Origin of the sequence: Hydrogenophaga defluvii, assembly GCF_042665235.1 — a bacterium.
Taxonomy (GTDB): domain Bacteria; phylum Pseudomonadota; class Gammaproteobacteria; order Burkholderiales; family Burkholderiaceae_C; genus Hydrogenophaga; species Hydrogenophaga defluvii_A.
This window is the reverse complement of sequence record NZ_JBHTBZ010000076.1, coordinates 23,097-41,650: the sequence shown is the minus strand read 5'-3', so window position 1 is coordinate 41,650 and position 18,554 is coordinate 23,097. Positions and strand designations below refer to the sequence as shown.

The window sequence follows — 18,554 nt, the reverse complement described above, 5'->3', positions numbered from 1 at the left end:
CCGATTGCAACTCGTCATTCATGCACTGGAAAGACTCCAAACCTTCACCAGCGATCAGCGTGATTTGTGCTTGCAGTTGGGCCAGTCGCCCGGTCAATGCGTCGCAGTGCTCGCGGGTATCCGATACAGTCGCTTCAGCCATTCTTGAACTCGCTTTCATTGATGGTCAGGGGCCGGTGAAGTGGTCGCAACACCTACCGGCCCCGCCTTGTCGCCCCGGTCAATCCGCGCCAGGGCATCGCGGTATTCATGCCCGCTTGAACTCGATTACCTCAGCACCAGCGGCCAGCCGGTCCAGGTAGTCCGCCCACCGTTGCATCATGTCCGCGCGTTGCTTCAGGTAGGTGGTGCGGTTGTAGGCCCGCCCGTTGGCGTCCTTCACGGTGTGGGCCAACTGCGCCTCAATCACCAGCGGGTCAAACTCCAACACTTCATCCAACAGGGTCCGCGCCGTGGCTCTGAAGCCGTGAACGGTCTGCACATCGGACCCATAGCCCAGCGTCTGAAGCGCCGCCCGTAGGGTGTTGTCACTGATTGGGATGTTGCGCGATTTCTCACCGGGGAACAGCAACACACCGTCGCCGGTCAGGTGGTGCAACTCGCGCAGGATGGCCAGCGCCTGGGCAGGCAGGGGCACCAAATGCGGGTCGCCGTTTTCCTTGCCGTCATAGGTGCGCTTCATGCGCTTGGCCTGAATTGACCACAGCGCGCCGTCCAGATCGAACTCGGACCACTCCGCCGCGCGTAGCTCGGTGGGTCGCTGAAACAGCATCGGTGCCAGTTGCAGCGCCGCGCGCACGATCAGCCCTCCCTTGTAGCCCCGTATGGCCCGGATCAGTTCGCCCAGCTTCACCGGATCGGTGATTGCCGCGAAGTGTCGGCCCTTGTGTGGGGTCAGTGCGCCTTTCAAGTCCATGGCGATGTTCCGCCCCGCCTTGCCGGTGGCCAGGGCATAGGCAAATACGCCGCGCGCCGTGGTCAGCACTCGGTGGGCCACATCGAATGACCCTCGCGCCTCCACCCGCCGGATGGTTTGCAACAACTCCACCGGCTCGATTTCTGCAATACGCCGCTTGCCCAGCCAGGGAAACAGGTCTTTTTCCAAGTTGCGAAGCTCTCGGGTCTGGTGGTGCCCACTCCACAGGGGTGATTTCTTGCCGTACCACTCGCGCGCCACATGCTCGAATGTCTCACCCTCGCTCATGGCTTGTTTGAGTCGGTCCAACTGGCGCGCTTGCACCGGGTCGAATCCGTCCGACTTTTTCAGCTTCGCCGTGTCCCGCGCTTTGCGTGCTGCCGTCAGGCCCACAGCCGGGTAGTTGCCCAACGCCATGCGCGACTCCTTGCCCTCCCGGCTGTACTTCCAAAACCAGCGTTTGCGGCCATTGGGCGTCACCTCAAGGTAAAGCCCCCCGGAATCGGTCAGACGAACGCGCTTTTTGTCCGTTGGACAGGTGGCGTTGCGGCATTCGGCGTCGGTCAGCATGGGTGTTCCCCGGTGGGTTGTTCCCCTATGGCCGGGGCGTGTTCCCCGTCTTTTTCATAGGCGTGTTCCCCGTTTTCAGGAAAACCGGGGTTTGTTCCCCTAAATGTTCCCTGCCCTCGCGCTGGCTGTCAATGTCGGTCTGTGTACCCCGTTGCAGGGTAAACCGTTGATTTTCCAAAGAAAAAGCCCGTTAGGTGTATGTTCCTAACGGGCTTTATCAGTAGAAATGGTCGGCGTGGCGGGATTCGAACTCGCTACCCCTTGCACCCCATGCAAGTTTTAGGTTTTCTCATGAGGTTTGCGCCAGTCCAAACTAAAGCAGAAAATCCTTTACAAAACAACATCTTGCACTAACTTGACAGCGAACGTTGTCCAAAGACGGCCACACAGCTACACTCAGAGCCACCGCAAACGGTTCCTATAACGGTTCCTTCACGGTGGAAAAATGGCAAAAGAGGAACCGCTATGCCCTTGACCGTGTATGAGTTGGAAGCATTGACCGAAGCAGATAGAGGTCGCGTGCTGTCCGATGGTGAATCGGTCTGGGGCAAGGTTTACGTGGCCAAACATGGCGCGGTGAGCGTCAACTTTTTTCTGACCTACAAGTTCAAAGGTGCCAAGCGCAATCTGTCATTGGGAACGTGGCCCAGCGTCGAGTTGAAAGAGATTCGCAAGGCCAAGAACGAAGCCAAAGACCAGATCAATCCATCGGCCAAATCCAAACGCGAGCCGGTCGACCCCGTTGAACAAGCGCAACTTAAGCGACAGCGCGAGGCGGCAGCGGCAGAGGTGGAACGACTCAAGATTGAAGCCGACCGCCAAGAAGCCATGCTGACGCAACAACGACGCTTGCAGTCTCTGGCAGCGCAACAGGCACGGTTAACCGTGAAGGGACTTTTCGAGCAGTGGCAGCGCCTGGAGTTGGTCAAGCGGGCAGACAAGGGCAGCGAGACAGAAAGGTCGTTCACCCGCGATGTTTTCCCCTTGATCGGTAGCATGGCCGCTACTGACGTTGGCAAGGCGCACGTTCAGGAAGTGGTCGACACCATAAAGACGCGCGCCACCGACACGCAGAACATGGTGCGAACCGCCAAAAAGACGTTGGCCGACATGCGCCAAATGTTTGGCTTTGCGCTAGACCGCGATTACATCGAAGCTGATCCCACGGCGCGAATCAAGAAGGCGAAGATCGGCAAGGATGTTGAACGCGACCGCGTGTTGTCCGAGGCCGAACTGATCGACCTGTTCCGTAAGCTTCCCCTGGCTGGCATGGCCGACACCAGCCAAGTGGCGCTGTTGTTGCAACTCGCGACGCTGGCGCGCATCGGTGAAGTTTTGTCGGCACGCTGGGAGCATGTTGACTTTGACCGGCGCATCTGGACCTTGCCCGAAACCAAGAACGGCAAGCGCCATGAAATCTGGCTGAATGACGTTGCGGTGCGGCAGTTGAAGAAACTCAAGGCCGTCACTGGCCTGACGCCGTGGCTGTTTCCAGCGACACGCGCAAAGAAAGATCGACCCGATTTTGCCGACCATGTGTGTGAAAAGACCGTCACCAAACAAGTGGGCGACCGTCAACGCCCTGGCGATGCGCCTATGACCGGACGATCCAAGCATGTTGATGCACTGGTGCTGATTGGCGGTAAATGGACACCTCACGATCTGCGGCGCACTGGAGCCACGATCATGGCTGAATTGGGCGTGCTGCCCGATGTCGTCGAACGATGCCTAAACCACACCGAGGAAAAGAAGGTCAAGCGCATCTACCAGCGGGCGCAATACGAAGCCCCAATGCGCGACGCGTGGCGACTGTTGGGGGAACGGTTGGAATTAATGGAAGCCAGAGCCAAGGGCTTTGCCGACAATGTTGTGACGCTCAAAACGGCGTGAGATCACCCAGACGAACGGCACCAGGCCCCACGACAACAAGAACGACAAGAACGACAAGAACGACAAGAACGACAAGAACGACAAGAACGACAAGAACGACACCGGACGTTTCTGCAGATCGACAGAGGGCAAGAATAAAGATAAGTTCAGTGTCGCATACTTGTTCTCCAACCGCGCGCCGGCTACTAGATCCGCTTTCACCGTGAGCAAACGGACGACCATTTCACCAGACTACGAGTTGGGCAGCGGCAAATACGGGTGGCAACAAGTTATCGAGCGGCAGCACCGCCCATCCTCGTGGTGATCGCCAGGAGATTTTTTGCCTACTGAAATGAGTTGAGGCAGAATAAAAACAGTCAGATCTCAAGAAGCCTACCGAAGCACCTTGAAATCCGACAAGTGCTCAAAAGCAAGAACCCCCAAAGCATTGCAGTGCGATGAGGGTTCAGGGGTCAGTCGACCGTGAAGATATTGCGACCTTCGCGTGAGACTGTAGCACCTTAAGCCCGCTAACTCCAAATTGGCGCTGTGCTTGATGTTGCGGTTGCCCCTCGCTTAGAGCGTGTTCAATCGATGCCCAGTAGCGGGCAAAGGAGCGATGCTTATGGCGACAGCCGCAGAACAAATACGGGCCGCACTGGCCACAAAAGAACGCCACTTGCTGCGACGCCAGCAAGTGCAGGCCATGACCGGAATGGCACGCAGCACCCTATACAAATTGATTGCTGAAGGTGGATTCCCCCCGCCCATCAAGCTAACAGCGCGTGCGGTTGCTTGGCCATCCGACGCGGTAAGCGCCTGGATCGACTCCCGCGTGAACGCTTCCTAAGAGGGAGGCAACATGGACAAACAACACAACGCCCTAACACGGGGCGAAGGGCAAACTGCGCCTAAAAATGACAGCGCGTTTTCCAAGCTGCGGGCGGCCTATGCCTTGAAGGGGCAGACATTACTGCGTGCCAACCAACCGCAAAGCGTACCTCATGTGTTCTGCCGAATGACCGCATTGCCCAGGGCATGAGATGCGACGAAGCAACAAGAAACCCCCAGACCCGCGCGGCGGCCATGCGCGCATTTATTGGAGCATCATCGATTCGATGGCTTGGCGGGGCCTTGGCTACGCCAGCCAAAGCCTATACGTTGTTCTACGCCGCAAGCTGCAATCCACCAATAACGGCAATATCAGTGCTGCCCTTGGCGACCTAAAGCATTACGGTTGGAGATCGTCGGCTACCCTGACAAGGGCGCTGCGCGAGTTGCAAGCGGTTGGTCTGATCGCCGTCACACGGCAAGGTGGCATCGCCTACGGTCAGAAAGTTTGCAATCTGTACCGCTTCACCGATGAGCCTGCATTCGAGTATCCAAAGCTTGGCTTGAAGGCATGCAACGCCACCAACGAATGGCAGGCATTCCAGACCGTGGTCGAAGTTCGGCAGGCCATCCAAAACAGTTTGGGCCTTCAGAAAATGAAGCCTGCCGATTCAGAAAATGAAGCGTCAACCCGTTTTTGCGCTTCAGATTCTGAAGCAGTATCGATTTCACTTGTTCAAAAGGTGAAGCAGTCAAGCAAACGCAAATCGCCTGTAAACCCGCATGCAGTCTAGGTTCTCTGTGTTTGGCATGCATCAGTTCAAATTTCCCCCACTGCTTCAGAAAATGAACACCTATGCATGTTGCCACCCCTACAGGAGGCTGAAAGTGATGTTGCAGCGGTGCCCAGGCTCCGGAGGGCCGACACCATGAGCAAGAAAAACCCCAAGACGTTGACCGTCGAGCGCGCACCAGACCAAACGAGCGAACAGGCAACGGCGGAGGTGGCGGTGAATCCGGCCATGAACGCGGCGTTTGTGGTGGACACCTACCAATCAAACATCCTTGGCGACGATGTAGACACCGATGCCCTGGTGGCCACGCTGCGCGCCAGCATGGACAAGAGCGCGGCGGGTGACTTGTCGGGGCTTGAGTCCATGCTGATCGGGCAGGCGACGGCGCTGCAAACCATCTTCGTGAGCCTTGCCAAGCGGGCACACCATCAACAGTATCAACGACACCTTGAGGCGTTTTTGGGGCTTGCCCTGAAAGCCCAGGCACAGAGCCGCGCGACCATTCAGGCGGTGATCGACCTGAAGTTTCCCCGGCAGGCCACGTTCGTGAAGCAAGCCAACATTGCCCACGGTCCCCAGCAAGTGAACAACGGGCACGCCAACGGCGGCGACACCGTGCGCGCGTTGGAAAACCAGACTGAGCAAATCGAAGTGTTAGAGGGGGCCACGCATGGCGGCAAGGAAATGGACACCAGAGCAACGGCAGAGGCAGCGCGAGGCAATCCAGCGGTGGAAGCCCTGGCAACAGGCCACCGGCCCAAAAAGCGCGGCAGGTAAGGCGGCATCGGCGCGTAATGCCTACAAGGGCGGGCACACTGTCAAGCTGCGGCGGCTGATCGTGGAGTTGAACAGCTTGCTACGTGAGCAAGGGCAGAGCCTGACCGACGGCGGTTTATGACCAGTACGCGCGTAAGGTACCCCCTGGCACTTTGGCAGGCGAGCGCGCAGAGGCGCACAGATCAGCAGTTTTTCGGTGCACCTAAGGTAGTTGTTTTTATTGTGTGGGGCTTGGTAGTCAGTGGCAGTTCTTGTCCCTGCTGAGATAACAGACACAGTATCCCTATCCCCAAGCATACGGAACGGACAACTCACACCCTGCCCAGAGCTTCCAGCGCCTTTACTACCGAGACGCGAGCCCACTCCCCGCGCATCTCTTCCGCCATACCTGCCAAGTATTCGAGAAGCAGTTTTTCAGCTTGGCGTCGGTCTGGCACCCACTTGGCAGACACGAAAGCGAACCTTGACAGTGGGTCAGAGGTGTTATAGCTAGCAAGGCGCAGTTCGTAATCAATCGTCATCCCCGCTTTAACCCACCCGTCAAAGCACGGGTGGACAGCTAGATAAACGAAACCCTCCTTGACAACAGTTTGCTCGCCACGCGTGCGTATCTCGTCGCCGAAGCGACGACGAATATCTGCGAGCACGGCGAAGAGTGCGGCGGAGGGGCCGGCTACAAGAGGTGAGGGTGTAGGGGTGGACTCCGGCGTTGTCGGAGGCGTTGGTTGCTGTGCGGGTGGAGGACTGCGAAAGGCCATGGGCTTCTCAGGAGCAACTGAAGCCGTGCGCCTCTCACGCTCTCTAATCTTCCTCTGGACGCTTCGCAGGAAAGAGGCTGCCGCCTCTTCAGTGAAGTTGTGACGTGTCTGTAGCTCGGCGATGGTAGGAAGTCTTCGGTCGTTCTTGTTGTAGAGCCTGACCTCAGCTTCAACTCTTTGCGCGCGGAGTTCGCGGGGTCTGGGTAGACCAACAGCCACCTGAAGCAAGTGCTCCGCGTTGCTCTCGTAAGCCTTAGCTGGCTTCGGCCCTTGCCTCTTATTGCGGGTGTCCCAGATTGACTTTGCCATGCCTGAAGACTACAGCAACCCCATACTGCATAGAGAAGAAAGCCAGCCATTCGGCTGGCCGCTCAAACATGCTGACCAAGAAGGAGCTGACAGGCGGCTTCGACCGGCAAGATCTCATTCACGAGGACTGCATCGGCCTTGCCTGCAGCCTAAGAGCAAGACCTCATGTCTTTTCTTTCGCTTGTGCGGTCTGTCCCCGGTTTTTGACTCAACCAAGGGCAAGTAGCCCGCGTCGGTTCCTATAACGGTTCCTTCACAGAGCCATCAGAGGCTGAAAAAAGAAAAGGACTTAGCCCCTTTCGAAGCTAAGTCCTTGATTTTAATGGTCGGCGTGGCGGGATTCGAACTCGCGACCCCTTGCACCCCATGCAAGTGCGCTACCAGGCTGCGCTACACGCCGACAAGCCTCAAATTATAGCTTGTTTTGCACCCTATCCGGCAGGTTGGCTCAGTAAATCACGAATGGCGAGCAATTCGGTGCGCACTTGCTGCAAGGCGTCCAGCGCGTCTTGCGATGAAGCGAGTTTTTGCATCGCTTCAAAGGGATCGCTCTCGTTCATCGCAGCGGTGTCAACTTCGAAAACCTCCATGCCCCCGATGCCAACACCATCGTCACCGCTGCGTTTTTTGTCGCGCTCCAGTTGCGCCAGCTCCTGCAGGCGGTTGCGGGCGCCGCTGATGGTGAAACCCTGGTCGTACAGCAGCTCGCGGATGCGCCGGATCATCAGCACCTCGTGGTGCTGGTAATAGCGGCGGTTGCCCCGGCGCTTCATCGGACGGAGTTGGGTGAATTCCTGCTCCCAGTAGCGCAGCACGTGGGGTTTGACACCGCACAGCTCGCCCACCTCGCCGATGGTGAAGTAGCGCTTGGCCGGAATGGGTGGAAGCTGGATTTCCATTGGAATCAACGCGGTACAAACCAAACCTTGGAATCTACTCCAACTGGCCCGTGGACGCAAAAGCGTTGCGTCCACTGTGGCTGCACCGCCACCCTCGCGTCATCACGCATCAGGGGTCGTGCTGGGCGCTGCACCCACCGTGGCCTGCACCTGCTCTTTGAGCTTGGGGCTGGCGTGGAAGGTGACCACACGCCGCGCCTCGATGGCCACCGGCTCACCCGTGCGTGGGTTGCGCCCCGGGCGGGCGGCCTTGGTGCGGATGTGGAAGTTGCCGAAGCCGGAGATCTTCACGTCCTTTCCGTCGACCAGCCCATCGGCAATGAGATCGAAAAACGCATCGACCATGTCCTTGGACTCGCGTTTGTTCAGACCGATCTGGTCGAACAGCATGTCGGCCAGCTGGGCTTTGGTCAGGGCCGGCGTTTCGAGGTTGTCAACGGGTTCGCTCATGGTGTCTCCTCCCGGTGTCTCAGGCGCGCAGGCGGGCGCCCAGGCGCTCGTGTGTCGCGGCCAGCACGGCCGACACGGCGGCGTCGATTTCCTCTTCGGTCAGTGTGGCGTCCGTCTTGTTGAAGACCAGGCGCACGGCCAGGCTTTTTTCGCCAACGGCCACCGCTGCATTGTCCTGCCCGGCTTTGGGGCGGTAGACGTCGAACAGGGTCGCCTGGCGCAACACGCCGCCCGTGGCGGCAGACTCGATGGCCTGCATCAGCGCCGCATGTGTGACGCTCTCCGTCACCACCAGCGCGATGTCGCGCTCCACCGCCTGGTGGCGGGCCACCGGTTGGGCCACCGGCACGTCGCGGGCCAACACGGCGTCAAGGGCGAGTTCGAACAACACCGGGGCCTGAGGCAGCTCATAGGCCTGGCGCCATTTGGGGTGCAGCTCGCCCACGAAACCAATCGCTTGGTTGTCGATGAGCACGCGGGCGCAACGGCCCGGGTGCATGGCCGGGTGGGTGGCTGGCTCAAAGGTGGCACGGCGCGGTGCCAGCAAGGCCTGCACATCCGCCTTCACGTCGAAGAAGTCCACCTTGCGCGCGGCCTCGCTGCTCCATTGCAACGGGCCCACGTCGCCGTAGGCCAGGCCCGCCACGCGCATGGGCTGGGCGAAGCCGGCCACGCTGGTGTCGCTGTCGGGCACGCGGGCGTCCTTGCTGAACACACGGCCCAGCTCGAACACGCGCACGCGTTCGGCCTTGCGCGCCAGGTTGAAGCGCAGCACGTGCACCAGGCTGCCCACCAACGAAGAACGCATCACGTTCATCTGGCTGGCGATGGGGTTGAGCAGCTTGATGGGGTCGGCGTTACCGGCCAGCTCGTGTTCCCAGCGCTCTTCGACGAAACTGAAGTTGATCGTTTCCTGGTAGCCCAGTTGCGCGATCTGGCGGCGCACCGCGAAAGGACCGCGCTTGGCTTCGGGCCGAATTTTGGCGGTGATGGGCGCCAGCGGCGGGGTGGTGGGCAACTGCTCGTAGCCAATGACGCGTGCCACCTCTTCGATCAGGTCTTCTTCGAGGGTGAGGTCAAAACGGAAAGGCGGTGGCGTGACCGTGACCACATCGCCCGCCACCGACACCGGCAGGCCCAGGCGCTGCAGGGCATCGGCACATTGCTGCACCGGCACGGGCATGCCAATGACTTTGGCCGCGCGCGCGGCACGCAAGTTCACCGGCTTGGCCTGGGGCACGTTGACCACCTGGTCGTCCATGGGGCCGGCCTGGCCACCACAGATGTCGATGATGAGTTGGGTGATGCGCTCGATGTGTTCCACCGTGGTGGAAGGGTCCACACCACGCTCGAAGCGGTGGCCGGCGTCGGTGCTGAAGTTGTAGCGGCGCGAGCGGCCGGCCACGGCCTGCGGCCACCAGAAGGCGGCTTCCACAAACACGTTGCTGGTGTCCTCGGACACGGCCGTGGCGTCGCCACCCATGATGCCGGCCAGCGATTCGACTTGCACGCCGTCGGCGATCACGCCCACCTTCTCGTCCACCGTGATGGTGTTGCCGTTGAGCAGCTTGAGTTGTTCGCCAGGCTGGCCCCAGCGCACGTCCAGGCCACCGTGGATTTTGTCGAGATCAAAAATGTGCGACGGCCGACCGAACTCGAACATCACATAGTTGGAGATGTCCACCAGCGGCGAGACGCTGCGTTGGCCACAACGCGCCAGGCGCTCGACCATCCAGGCCGGCGTCTGTGCCTTGGTGTTGACACCACGCACGATGCGGCCTGAGAAGCGGCCACACAGGTCGGGGGCACTGACCTTGACGGCAAGGCGGTCATCGGCAGGCAACGTGACGGGCACAGCCGGGAAGCTGGGCGTCTGCAACGGTGCACCGGTGAGCGCCGACAGCTCGCGTGCGATGCCGTACACGCTCAGGCAGTGCGCCAGGTTGGGCGTGAGCTTGAGGGTGAACAGGGTGTCGTCCAGACGCAAGTGCTCGCGGATGTTCTGGCCCACGGTGGCGTCCGCAGCCAACTCGAGCAAGCCGCCATGGTCTTCCGACAGCTTGAGTTCACGCGCCGAACACAACATGCCAGCGCTGTCCACGCCGCGCAGTTTGGCGGCCTTGATGGCGAAAGGCTTGCCGTCTTCACCCGGGGGCAGCTCGGCGCCCACCAGCGCCACCGGCACCTTGATGCCCACACGCGCATTGGGCGCGCCACACACAATTTGCAGGAGCGCGCCGCCCTGCCCCGCATCCACCTGGCACACACGCAGGCGGTCGGCGTTGGGGTGTTGTTCGGCGGCCTTGATCTCACCCACCACGACCTTGTCGAACGGCGGTGCCACGGGCTGGAGTTCTTCGACTTCCAGGCCGGCCATGGTCAGGGTATCGGCCAGTTGCTGGGTGGACAGCGGCGGGTTGCAGAATGCGCGCAGCCAGGATTCGGGGAATTGCATGTTGCTGACCTTTGCTTATTGGAACTGCGAGAGGAAACGGATGTCGCCGTCGAAGAACAGGCGCAGGTCGTTCACGCCGTAGCGGAGCATGGTCAGGCGGTCGGGGCCCATGCCGAAGGCAAAACCGATGAAGCGCTCGGGGTCCAGGCCCATGTTGCGCACCACGTTGGGGTGCACCTGGCCAGAGCCGGCCACCTCCAGCCAGCGGCCGGCCAGCGGGCCGCTCTGGAACTGGATGTCGATCTCGGCGCTGGGCTCGGTGAAGGGGAAGAAGCTGGGGCGGAAACGCAGCACCAGGTCGTCGCTCTCGAAGAAAGTTCGGCAGAAATCGGTGAAGACGACCTTGAGGTCCTTGAAGCTCACGTTCTCGCCAATCCACAGGCCTTCGCACTGGTGGAACATGGGCGAGTGGGTGGCGTCACTGTCCACACGGTAGGTGCGGCCTGGCGCGATCACGCGAATCTCAGGCATGCCGTTGCCCGCATCCAGCGCGGCGCGGTGGCGCTTGACGTGCTGCACCGCGTGGCGGATCTGCATCGGGCTGGTGTGGGTGCGCAACAGGTTGGGCGCTTCGGCGCTGCCACCTTCGACGTAGAAGGTGTCGTGCATGGAGCGCGCGGGGTGATCGGCGGGGGTGTTGAGCGCGGTGAAGTTGAACCAATCGCTCTCGATCTCGGGGCCCTCGGCCACCTCGAAACCCATGGAACCGAAGATGGCCTCGATGCGCTCCAGCGTGAGGCTCACGGGGTGCAGACCGCCGGTGCCGCGCTGGCGACCGGGCAAGGTCACGTCCAGCGCTTCGGCTTGCAGCTGTGCCTGCAGTTCGGCATCGGCCAGGGCGCGGCGACGTTCGGTCAGCGCAGCCTCGATGGCTTGCTTGGTGAGGTTGATGGCGGCGCCACGCGTCTTTTTCTCTTCGACGCTCAGCGTGGCCATGCCCTTCATGAGCTCGGTCACACGACCACTTTTGCCCAGAAACTGCGCCTTGGCGTTTTCCAGCTCGGCCGGCGTGGCGGCCTGTTCGAACAAGGCCTTGGCATCCAGCACCAGCGAGTCCAACTCTGTCATTTGAAACACCTTGAATGGGGACGGCGGCCACGGAGCCACCAATGAAAAAGGGCCAGTGCTGCTTCGTAGCCCCGGCCCTTGTTCGGGTGTGCGAATGCGCCTCACAGCGCATTGGCTCACCGTGCGGATCAAGCAGCCAGTTTGGCCTTGGCCTGCTCCACGATGGCGGCAAACGCCGCCTTGTCGTTCACCGCGAGGTCGGCCAGCACTTTGCGGTCGATCTCGATGGCGGCCTTCTTCAAGCCGTTGGCGAACTGGCTGTAGGTCATGCCCAGTTCACGCGCACCGGCGTTGATACGGGCAATCCACAGCTGGCGGAACACGCGCTTGCGGGTGCGACGGTCGCGGTAGGCATATTGCCCCGCTTTCATCACTGCCTGCTTGGCAATGCGGAATACGTTGCCGCGGCGACCGCGGAAGCCTTTTGCAAGGGCCAGAACTTTTTTGTGGCGGGCGCGAGCCGTTACACCACGTTTGACGCGAGGCATGTGTGTTCTCCTGTTCGTCGTTGATCAAATGCCCTGGCCGGGCAGCATCTGTGCCATGTGACCCATGTTGGTCTCATGCACATTCACCGCACCACGCAGGTGACGCTTGTTCTTGGTGGTCTTCTTGGTCAGGATGTGACGCTTGAAGGCTTGACCGCGCTTGACGGTGCCACCGGGACGAACGCGAAAACGTTTCTTCGCGCTGCTCTTGGTCTTCATTTTGGGCATATGAATGCTCCTTTTCATTTGTGCTCGTGAGGCGCCGCGAACCTTCCGCGGACTTGTTGGCCCCGAGCCACTTGGGTCAGGCGGCACACAAGGCACCACCTGTTCGGGCAACGGCAACGTTGGTTGCCACCACCCAGGCACCGCGTGGGTGACCAAACCCACACAGCACCCAAACCTGAACCAACCTGAAAATCAGGCGGCCGGTGCACCAGCCGGCGTTTCAGCCGCTGGCTTGGCCGGACCACCCGCCTTGCGGCGGCCGGGCGCGATCATCATGATCATCTGACGGCCTTCGAGCTTGGGAAACTGCTCCACCAGGATCGTGTCGCCCAAGTCGTCGCGAATCCGGTTCAGCAAGGCCAACCCCAGTTCCTGGTGGGTGATCTCGCGGCCACGGAAACGCAAGGTGATCTTGCATTTGTCGCCATCATCCAGAAAACGCCGGATGTTGCGCATCTTGATGTTGTAGTCGCCATCGTCGGTACCGGGACGGAATTTGACTTCCTTGATCTCGATGACCGTCTGCTTGGCTTTCGCTTCCGCCGCCTTCTTCTGCTCCTGGTACTTGAACTTGCCGTAGTCCATCAAACGGCACACAGGAGGGTTGGCCGTGGCGGCAATTTCCACCAGATCCACGTCGAGATCGCCAGCCATGCGCAGGGCTTCCTGCAAGCTGACGATGCCCAGGGGCTCGCCCTCCGGACCCGAGAGACGGACCTCAGGGGCCATGATCTCGCGGTTCAGGCGGTGGGCGCGCTCTTCACGCTGGCGGCGGTCGCGAAAGTTGGTAGCGATGGTGAAATCCTTTTCCTGTAGTAAGTCGCAAACGACAAAAAGCCGTGGCCGAGGGTCAACTCAGGCCATCCAGGCGATCACACACGAGGGAAATCACACCTTGGATGCCAGGTCTGCCGCGATGCGTTGCACGAACGCATCAAGCGACATCACACCGAGGTCTTTGTTGCCCCGGGCCCGCACGGCTACAGCGCCAGCCGCCTTCTCCTTGTCGCCCGCGACGAGGATGTAAGGCAGCTTTTGCAACGAATGCTCACGTATTTTATACGTAATTTTCTCGTTGCGCAGATCCGTCAGCACCCTAAGGTCTTGATTTGGCAGCGCTTTTTTGAGCTTTGCGGCAATTTCGCGACAGTAATCGCCCTGCGCATCGGTGATGTTGAGCACCGCGACCTGCGTTGGCGCCAGCCACACAGGCAGCGCGCCGGCATGCTGTTCGATGAGGATGCCGATGAAGCGCTCCAGGCTGCCGACGATGGCACGGTGCAGCACGATGGGGCGGTGGCGGTTGCCATCTTCACCCACGTATTCCACGTCCAGGCGCTCGGGCAAGTTGGGGTCCACCTGGATGGTGCCGCACTGCCACTCGCGGCCAATCGCGTCCTTGAGCGTGTACTCGATCTTGGGGCCGTAGAAGGCGCCTTCGCCCGGCAGGTACTGGAATTCGCAGCGCGATGCGCGCAGGCCGTCGGCCAAGGCGTTTTCGGCGCGGTCCCAACTCTCGTCGCTCCCAATGCGCTTTTCAGGCCGCGTGGACAGCTTGTAGATGATGTTGGTGAAGCCAAAGTCCTTGTAGACCTTTTGCAGCAGTGTGGTGAAGGCGACGACCTCGGACTGGATCTGGTCTTCGGTGCAGAAGATGTGGCCATCGTCCTGCGTGAAGCCGCGCACGCGCATGATGCCGTGCAGGCCGCCGCTGGGCTCGTTGCGGTGGCAGTTGCCGAACTCGCCGTAGCGCAGCGGCAGGTCGCGGTAGCTCTTGATGCCCTGTTTGAAGATGAGCATGTGGCCGGGGCAGTTCATCGGCTTGAGCGCGTAGTCGCGCTTTTCCGATTCGGTCACGAACATGTTCTCGCGGTACTTGTCCCAGTGGCCGGTTTTCTCCCACAGGCTCTTGTCCAGAATTTGCGGGCCCTTGACTTCGAGGTAGCCGTTGTCGCGGTAGACCTGGCGCATGTACTGCTCCACCTCTTGCCACACGGTCCAGCCCTTGGGGTGCCAGAACACGGTGCCAGGAGAGTGTTCGTCGAGGTGGAACAGGTCCAGCTCGCGGCCCAGTTTGCGGTGGTCGCGCTTCTCGGCCTCCTCCAGCATGGTGAGGTAGTTCTGCAGGTCTTCCTTGTTGGCCCAGGCGGTGCCGTACACACGCTGCAGCATCTCGTTGCGGTGGTCGCCGCGCCAGTAGGCGCCAGCCACCTTCATGAGCTTGAAGTGCTTAAGCTTGCCCGTGCTGGGCACGTGCGGGCCACGGCACAGATCCTCAAAATTGCCTTCACGGTACAGGCTCACGTCCTCGTTGCTGGGGATGCTGGCGATGATCTCGGCCTTGTAGTGCTCGCCCAGGCCTTTGAAGTAGGTCACCGCCTCGTCGCGCGGCAACACGCGGCGCACCACCGGCTCATCCTTGGCAGCCAGCTCGGCCATGCGCTTCTCGATCGCGGCCAAGTCTTCGGGCGTGAAAGGCCGCTTGTACGAGAAGTCGTAATAAAAGCCGTTGTCGATGACCGGGCCGATGGTGACCTGCGCCTCGGGAAACAGCTCCTTGACGGCATAGGCCAACAAGTGGGCGGTGGAGTGACGGATCAGCTCCAGGCCATCGGCGTCTTTGGCGGTGACGATGGCCAGGGCGGCGTTCTGCTCAATGCGAAAGCTGGTGTCCACCAGCTTGCCGTCCACCTTGCCGCCCAGCGCGGCCTTGGCGAGGCCAGCACCGATGGAGGCAGCCACCTCGGCCACGGTGACCGGGCCGGGAAATTCACGTTGAGAACCGTCGGGGAGCGTGATGTGCAACATGGGGCATCCAGAAAACAAAAAGCGCGGCATGGGCCGCGCTGATGAGAGTGAAAAAGACAAATGAGCAGGCGCGAACTGCAGGCCTTAGCAGGCCAGGAGGGTGCCTCGTGTAGTTCGCGGTGTCATAACCAGGGTGCCTTTCTCGCTCTTGAAAATTCGCTACTGAATAACGAAAACCGCGCTATTTTCCCACAACTCGCAGGCCGTACGCCCTCAAGCCGCCCATTCCACGCGGTTTCGGCCGTTGCGCTTCGCGCGGTAAAGCGCCGCATCGGCATCGAACAACAAGCGCTGTGCGTCCAGGCGATCGCCCTCGGCAACCGCCACACCCATGCTGACGCTGACAGGCACATCGCGAACCTGCACGGCCGCCTGCACCTCGACACGCAGCTTGTCAGCCAACTGCATCACCCCCTCCGGCGTGGTGCCCGGAGCGATCAACACAAACTCTTCGCCACCCCAGCGGCACACCCGGTCCGAGCTGCGTATGCCGGAGCGCAGCACGTCGGCGATGCGCTGCAACACGGTGTCGCCCGTCCCTTGGCCAAAACGGTCATTGATGGTCTTGAACGCATCAACGTCAATGAAGACCACCGCCAGCGGCAGCGCCATGCGCCGGCACAAGCTGAGTTGCGACTCCAAAAAGCGCAGGCCTTCGCGACGATTGGGCAGCCCGGTCAGCACGTCGTGTGCGGCCATCTGCTGCAACTGAGCCTCCAGCTCCTTCTGGTCGTTGATGTTGCGCACCGTGCCGACCACCCGGGCCGGCGAGCCATCGGGCGCGTGGTCGCAGACGCGGCCGCGGTCGTGCACCCAGATGTAGTGGCCGTTGCGGTTGCGCAGGCGGTACTCCGCCTCGTACCGTTCGCGCTTGCCATGCAAATGCGCCTGCAAGGTGCCTATGACCGAGGGCTTGTCTTCGGGGTGCACGTTGTCAGACCAGGTGCTCAACACTGGCGCCATTTCGTCCGGCCCGTAGCCCAGCATGCGCTTGAGCTGTGGGCTGAAGAACAGTTGCCCAGTGGGCACGTGCCAATCCCACAAACCATCGCTGGCCTCGTTCAAGGCAAACCACAGCTGGCGTTCTCGGGACTGCGCGTCGCGCTCCTGTTCCACCCGGTTGGTGATGTCGCGCGCCACCGACAGAAAGTAGGGCCGGCCATCCATGCTGAAGTGGGTGGTGTTGACCTCCACCACCACCTCGTGGCCGTCCTTGTGCCGATGCCGCCCGTTGAAGCGGTAACAGTCGGTGGCACGGATGGCGGCGGCAATTTCGGACCACTGCGGCATGCCGTGCACATCTTTCTGCAGACTCAGCACGCTGTGGTTGAGCACTTCTTCGGCACTGAGGCCCAGGCTCTCCCACGCTTTGCGGTTGCCCCAGACGATGTTCGAGGTGTCCGGGTCCAACAAATACACCGCGTCGGCCATCTGATCAAACAGAAGGTGCAGTTGCGCGGCTCCAGTGACGGGTTGCGACGACATGGCGTGTGTGGTGGACATTTTTGTATACAGCCTGTCCACATCCTACCCGTTTGCCCAAGCTTACCCCCCTGGGTAGGTTTGGCACTGGCGCGTTACGCGTTGCGCCACAAGGTTTTTTTCTTCAGATGATTCCGTAATAAACAACCAAAAAAGGATTGGTTCCGTTTATGAACGAATCTCCAGATCATGCGAACACCCGATGTTCTCCAAAGGATGTTTTCCATGATCTCCCGCCGCCAAACCCTGCGCCTGCTGAGCGCCGTCACCCTCGTCGCCGCCGGCACCGCCGCACTGGCCCAAGCCGCCGCCCCGGTCACCTTGCTCAACGTGTCCTACGACCCCACGCGTGAGCTCTACGTCGAATACAACGCCGCCTTCATCAAACACTGGAAGGCCAAGACCGGCCAGAACGTGACCATCAAACAAAGCCACGGCGGCTCGGGCAAACAGGCCCGTTCCATCATCGATGGCCTGGACGCAGACGTCGCCACCCTGGCCCTGGCCGGCGACACCGACGCGCTGCACACCAACGGCAACTGGATCCCCAAGGACTGGCAAAAACGCCTGCCCCTGAACAGCTCGCCCTACACCTCCACCATCGTGCTGGTGACGCGCGCCGGCAACCCCAAGAACATCAAGGACTGGGACGACCTGATCCGCCCCGACGTCAAGGTCATCACCCCCAACCCCAAAACATCCGGCGGCGCACGCTGGAACTACCTGGCCGCGTGGGAATTCGCCAAGCGCAAGTACGGGGGTGACGCCAAGGCCAAGGAATTCGTGGCCAAGCTTTACAACAACGTGCCCGTGCTCGACACCGGCGCGCGCGGCTCCACCATCACCTTCTCGCAGCGCAACCAGGGCGACGTGCTGGTGGCCTGGGAAAACGAGGCCTACCTGCTGGAAAAGGAGTTTGGCAACAAGGTGGACTTCGTCTACCCCAGCCTGTCCATACTGGCCGAGCCGGCGGTGACGGTGGTCGACAAAAACGTGGACAAGAAGGGCACCCGCGCCGTGGCCCAAGCCTACCTCGACTATCTCTACACCGAAGAGGCGCAGGACATCATCGGCAAACACTTCTACCGCCCGACCTCGGCCAAAGCACAGGCCAAGTACGCCAAGCAGCTGCCCAAGCTCAACCTGTTCAAGATTGAAGAGGCCTTTGGCGGCTGGGAGCAAGCGGCGAAGGTGCACTTCGCGGACGGCGGCAGCTTCGACCAGATCTACACCACCAGATGAGCACGGTGGTCATCGTTCCGGGCTGGAAAGGCTCGGGCCCTGGTCACTGGCAAAGCCTGTGGGCACAGCAGCTCGAAGGCGCGGTGCGCGTGGAACAAGACGACTGGGCCGCCCCCAACCGGCGCGACTGGGTGCAGCGCCTGGCCAACACCATCCTGGCCCAGCCGGGGCCGGTGGTGATCGCAGCGCACAGCCTCGGCTGCATCACCACCGTGCACCTGCCGCAGGCCGCGTTGGCCCGCGTGGCCGGCGCATTGCTGGTGGCCCCTGCGGACCCCGAACGCCGTGGCGTGCTGGCCGACTTCGCGCCCGTGCCCTACCAGCCGCTGCCGTTTCGCAGCGTGCTGGTGGCCAGCGACAACGACCCCTATTGCCCGGTGCGCCTCGCCGGCGCCTATGCACGCGCCTGGGGCAGCGACTTTGTGCGGCTGCCCCATGCAGGGCATATCAACATCGAATCGGGCCACGGCGACTGGCCGCTCGGCCTGGCTTTGTTGCGATCGCTGGTGCCCGCCACCGTCGTGGCCTGATTCTTTATGTGTTTTTGAACATAAAGAAACAAGAACAAAGTCGTTTGTGTTTGTGAAGCGCGTCTTCAGAATCGCGCCCA

Annotated in this window: 18 protein-coding genes and 1 tRNA gene; 7 read left to right on the top strand and 12 right to left on the bottom strand. The window is 61.0% G+C overall.

What is annotated here, in order from left to right:
• Nucleotides 1–247 precede the first annotated feature (247 nt).
• The gene (locus ACFQU0_RS20020; RefSeq protein WP_382203729.1) at nt 248–1,486 is read right to left on the bottom strand and encodes a tyrosine-type recombinase/integrase; all 1,239 of its coding nucleotides are present in this window, start codon (nt 1,484–1,486) and stop codon (nt 248–250) included.
• A gap of 465 nt (nt 1,487–1,951) precedes the next feature.
• On the opposite strand from ACFQU0_RS20020, the gene ACFQU0_RS20015 reads away from it, so the two are divergent.
• The 5 genes from ACFQU0_RS20015 (at nt 1,952) to ACFQU0_RS19995 (ending at nt 5,757) form a co-directional block, all read left to right on the top strand.
• Nucleotides 1,952–3,376: a tyrosine-type recombinase/integrase gene (locus ACFQU0_RS20015; RefSeq protein ID WP_382203727.1), complete on the top strand. Its 1,425-nt coding sequence runs from the start codon at nt 1,952–1,954 to the stop codon at nt 3,374–3,376.
• Nucleotides 3,377–3,974: 598 nt separating this feature from the next.
• Nucleotides 3,975–4,205, top strand: a complete 231-nt coding sequence (locus ACFQU0_RS20010; protein WP_382203725.1) for a helix-turn-helix transcriptional regulator — start codon at nt 3,975–3,977, stop codon at nt 4,203–4,205.
• Between the two features lie 12 nt (nt 4,206–4,217).
• Nucleotides 4,218–4,397, top strand: coding sequence for a hypothetical protein (locus tag ACFQU0_RS20005; protein ID WP_382203723.1), 180 nt, complete (start codon nt 4,218–4,220; stop codon nt 4,395–4,397).
• A gap of 1 nt (nt 4,398) precedes the next feature.
• On the top strand, nt 4,399–4,980 hold the full coding sequence (locus ACFQU0_RS20000) for a hypothetical protein (RefSeq protein WP_382203721.1): 582 nt from the start codon (nt 4,399–4,401) through the stop codon (nt 4,978–4,980).
• Between the two features lie 135 nt (nt 4,981–5,115).
• Nucleotides 5,116–5,757: a hypothetical protein gene (locus ACFQU0_RS19995; protein ID WP_382203719.1), complete on the top strand. Its 642-nt coding sequence runs from the start codon at nt 5,116–5,118 to the stop codon at nt 5,755–5,757.
• A 311-nt stretch (nt 5,758–6,068) separates the two neighbouring features.
• Here ACFQU0_RS19995 and ACFQU0_RS19990 read toward each other — a convergent pair whose 3' ends face one another.
• From ACFQU0_RS19990 to ACFQU0_RS19940, 11 genes are all read right to left on the bottom strand, one after another.
• The gene (locus tag ACFQU0_RS19990) at nt 6,069–6,824 is read right to left on the bottom strand and encodes a GIY-YIG nuclease family protein (RefSeq protein ID WP_382203717.1); all 756 of its coding nucleotides are present in this window, start codon (nt 6,822–6,824) and stop codon (nt 6,069–6,071) included.
• 323 nt (nt 6,825–7,147) lie between these two features.
• Nucleotides 7,148–7,224: transfer RNA gene (locus ACFQU0_RS19985), tRNA-Pro, on the bottom strand.
• A 31-nt stretch (nt 7,225–7,255) separates the two neighbouring features.
• Nucleotides 7,256–7,723, bottom strand: a complete 468-nt coding sequence (locus ACFQU0_RS19980) for a MerR family transcriptional regulator (RefSeq protein WP_382203715.1) — start codon at nt 7,721–7,723, stop codon at nt 7,256–7,258.
• Nucleotides 7,724–7,825: 102 nt separating this feature from the next.
• On the bottom strand, nt 7,826–8,173 hold the full coding sequence (locus ACFQU0_RS19975) for an integration host factor subunit alpha (RefSeq protein ID WP_382203713.1): 348 nt from the start codon (nt 8,171–8,173) through the stop codon (nt 7,826–7,828).
• A 19-nt stretch (nt 8,174–8,192) separates the two neighbouring features.
• Complete coding sequence (pheT, locus tag ACFQU0_RS19970; RefSeq protein WP_382203711.1) at nt 8,193–10,628, bottom strand: phenylalanine--tRNA ligase subunit beta; 2,436 nt, start codon at nt 10,626–10,628, stop codon at nt 8,193–8,195.
• A gap of 15 nt (nt 10,629–10,643) precedes the next feature.
• Nucleotides 10,644–11,696 (bottom strand): phenylalanine--tRNA ligase subunit alpha, encoded by a 1,053-nt coding sequence (gene pheS / locus ACFQU0_RS19965; RefSeq protein WP_382203709.1) that lies wholly within the window; start codon nt 11,694–11,696, stop codon nt 10,644–10,646.
• A gap of 128 nt (nt 11,697–11,824) precedes the next feature.
• Nucleotides 11,825–12,184 carry a 50S ribosomal protein L20 gene (gene rplT, locus ACFQU0_RS19960; protein WP_342128519.1) on the bottom strand — a complete coding sequence of 120 codons (360 nt, stop codon included), beginning with the start codon at nt 12,182–12,184 and terminating at the stop codon, nt 11,825–11,827.
• A gap of 24 nt (nt 12,185–12,208) precedes the next feature.
• Nucleotides 12,209–12,412, bottom strand: a complete 204-nt coding sequence (gene rpmI, locus ACFQU0_RS19955; protein ID WP_382203707.1) for a 50S ribosomal protein L35 — start codon at nt 12,410–12,412, stop codon at nt 12,209–12,211.
• A 192-nt stretch (nt 12,413–12,604) separates the two neighbouring features.
• Nucleotides 12,605–13,207, bottom strand: a complete 603-nt coding sequence (gene infC / locus ACFQU0_RS19950; RefSeq protein ID WP_382203733.1) for a translation initiation factor IF-3 — start codon at nt 13,205–13,207, stop codon at nt 12,605–12,607.
• Between the two features lie 93 nt (nt 13,208–13,300).
• Nucleotides 13,301–15,220 (bottom strand): threonine--tRNA ligase, encoded by a 1,920-nt coding sequence (gene thrS / locus ACFQU0_RS19945; RefSeq protein WP_382203705.1) that lies wholly within the window; start codon nt 15,218–15,220, stop codon nt 13,301–13,303.
• A 213-nt stretch (nt 15,221–15,433) separates the two neighbouring features.
• Entirely contained in the window at nt 15,434–16,723 is a 1,290-nt protein-coding gene (locus tag ACFQU0_RS19940) for a sensor domain-containing diguanylate cyclase (protein ID WP_382203703.1), read from the bottom strand.
• 204 nt (nt 16,724–16,927) lie between these two features.
• Between ACFQU0_RS19940 and ACFQU0_RS19935 the strand changes: the two genes are divergently transcribed.
• Both ACFQU0_RS19935 and ACFQU0_RS19930 read left to right on the top strand, forming a co-directional pair.
• Nucleotides 16,928–17,944 (top strand): sulfate ABC transporter substrate-binding protein, encoded by a 1,017-nt coding sequence (locus ACFQU0_RS19935; RefSeq protein WP_382203701.1) that lies wholly within the window; start codon nt 16,928–16,930, stop codon nt 17,942–17,944.
• Nucleotides 17,941–18,474, top strand: a complete 534-nt coding sequence (locus ACFQU0_RS19930) for an RBBP9/YdeN family alpha/beta hydrolase (protein ID WP_382203699.1) — start codon at nt 17,941–17,943, stop codon at nt 18,472–18,474. Before ACFQU0_RS19935 ends, ACFQU0_RS19930 begins: the two co-directional genes overlap by 4 nt.
• Nucleotides 18,475–18,554 lie beyond the last annotated feature (80 nt).

What these genes read in the sequence shown, in the direction of transcription:
- ACFQU0_RS20020 (WP_382203729.1), bottom strand. Translation starts at nt 1,486, where the DNA reads ATGCTGACCGACGCCGAATGCCGCAACGCCACCTGTCCAACGGACAAA.
- ACFQU0_RS20015 (WP_382203727.1), top strand. Translation starts at nt 1,952, where the DNA reads ATGCCCTTGACCGTGTATGAGTTGGAAGCATTGACCGAAGCAGATAGA.
- ACFQU0_RS20010 (WP_382203725.1), top strand. Translation starts at nt 3,975, where the DNA reads ATGCTTATGGCGACAGCCGCAGAACAAATACGGGCCGCACTGGCCACA.
- ACFQU0_RS20005 (WP_382203723.1), top strand. Translation starts at nt 4,218, where the DNA reads ATGGACAAACAACACAACGCCCTAACACGGGGCGAAGGGCAAACTGCG.
- ACFQU0_RS20000 (WP_382203721.1), top strand. Translation starts at nt 4,399, where the DNA reads ATGCGACGAAGCAACAAGAAACCCCCAGACCCGCGCGGCGGCCATGCG.
- ACFQU0_RS19995 (WP_382203719.1), top strand. Translation starts at nt 5,116, where the DNA reads ATGAGCAAGAAAAACCCCAAGACGTTGACCGTCGAGCGCGCACCAGAC.
- ACFQU0_RS19990 (WP_382203717.1), bottom strand. Translation starts at nt 6,824, where the DNA reads ATGGCAAAGTCAATCTGGGACACCCGCAATAAGAGGCAAGGGCCGAAG.
- ACFQU0_RS19980 (WP_382203715.1), bottom strand. Translation starts at nt 7,723, where the DNA reads ATGGAAATCCAGCTTCCACCCATTCCGGCCAAGCGCTACTTCACCATC.
- ACFQU0_RS19975 (WP_382203713.1), bottom strand. Translation starts at nt 8,173, where the DNA reads ATGAGCGAACCCGTTGACAACCTCGAAACGCCGGCCCTGACCAAAGCC.
- pheT (WP_382203711.1), bottom strand. Translation starts at nt 10,628, where the DNA reads ATGCAATTCCCCGAATCCTGGCTGCGCGCATTCTGCAACCCGCCGCTG.
- pheS (WP_382203709.1), bottom strand. Translation starts at nt 11,696, where the DNA reads ATGACAGAGTTGGACTCGCTGGTGCTGGATGCCAAGGCCTTGTTCGAA.
- rplT (WP_342128519.1), bottom strand. Translation starts at nt 12,184, where the DNA reads ATGCCTCGCGTCAAACGTGGTGTAACGGCTCGCGCCCGCCACAAAAAA.
- rpmI (WP_382203707.1), bottom strand. Translation starts at nt 12,412, where the DNA reads ATGCCCAAAATGAAGACCAAGAGCAGCGCGAAGAAACGTTTTCGCGTT.
- thrS (WP_382203705.1), bottom strand. Translation starts at nt 15,220, where the DNA reads ATGTTGCACATCACGCTCCCCGACGGTTCTCAACGTGAATTTCCCGGC.
- ACFQU0_RS19940 (WP_382203703.1), bottom strand. Translation starts at nt 16,723, where the DNA reads ATGTCCACCACACACGCCATGTCGTCGCAACCCGTCACTGGAGCCGCG.
- ACFQU0_RS19935 (WP_382203701.1), top strand. Translation starts at nt 16,928, where the DNA reads ATGATCTCCCGCCGCCAAACCCTGCGCCTGCTGAGCGCCGTCACCCTC.
- ACFQU0_RS19930 (WP_382203699.1), top strand. Translation starts at nt 17,941, where the DNA reads ATGAGCACGGTGGTCATCGTTCCGGGCTGGAAAGGCTCGGGCCCTGGT.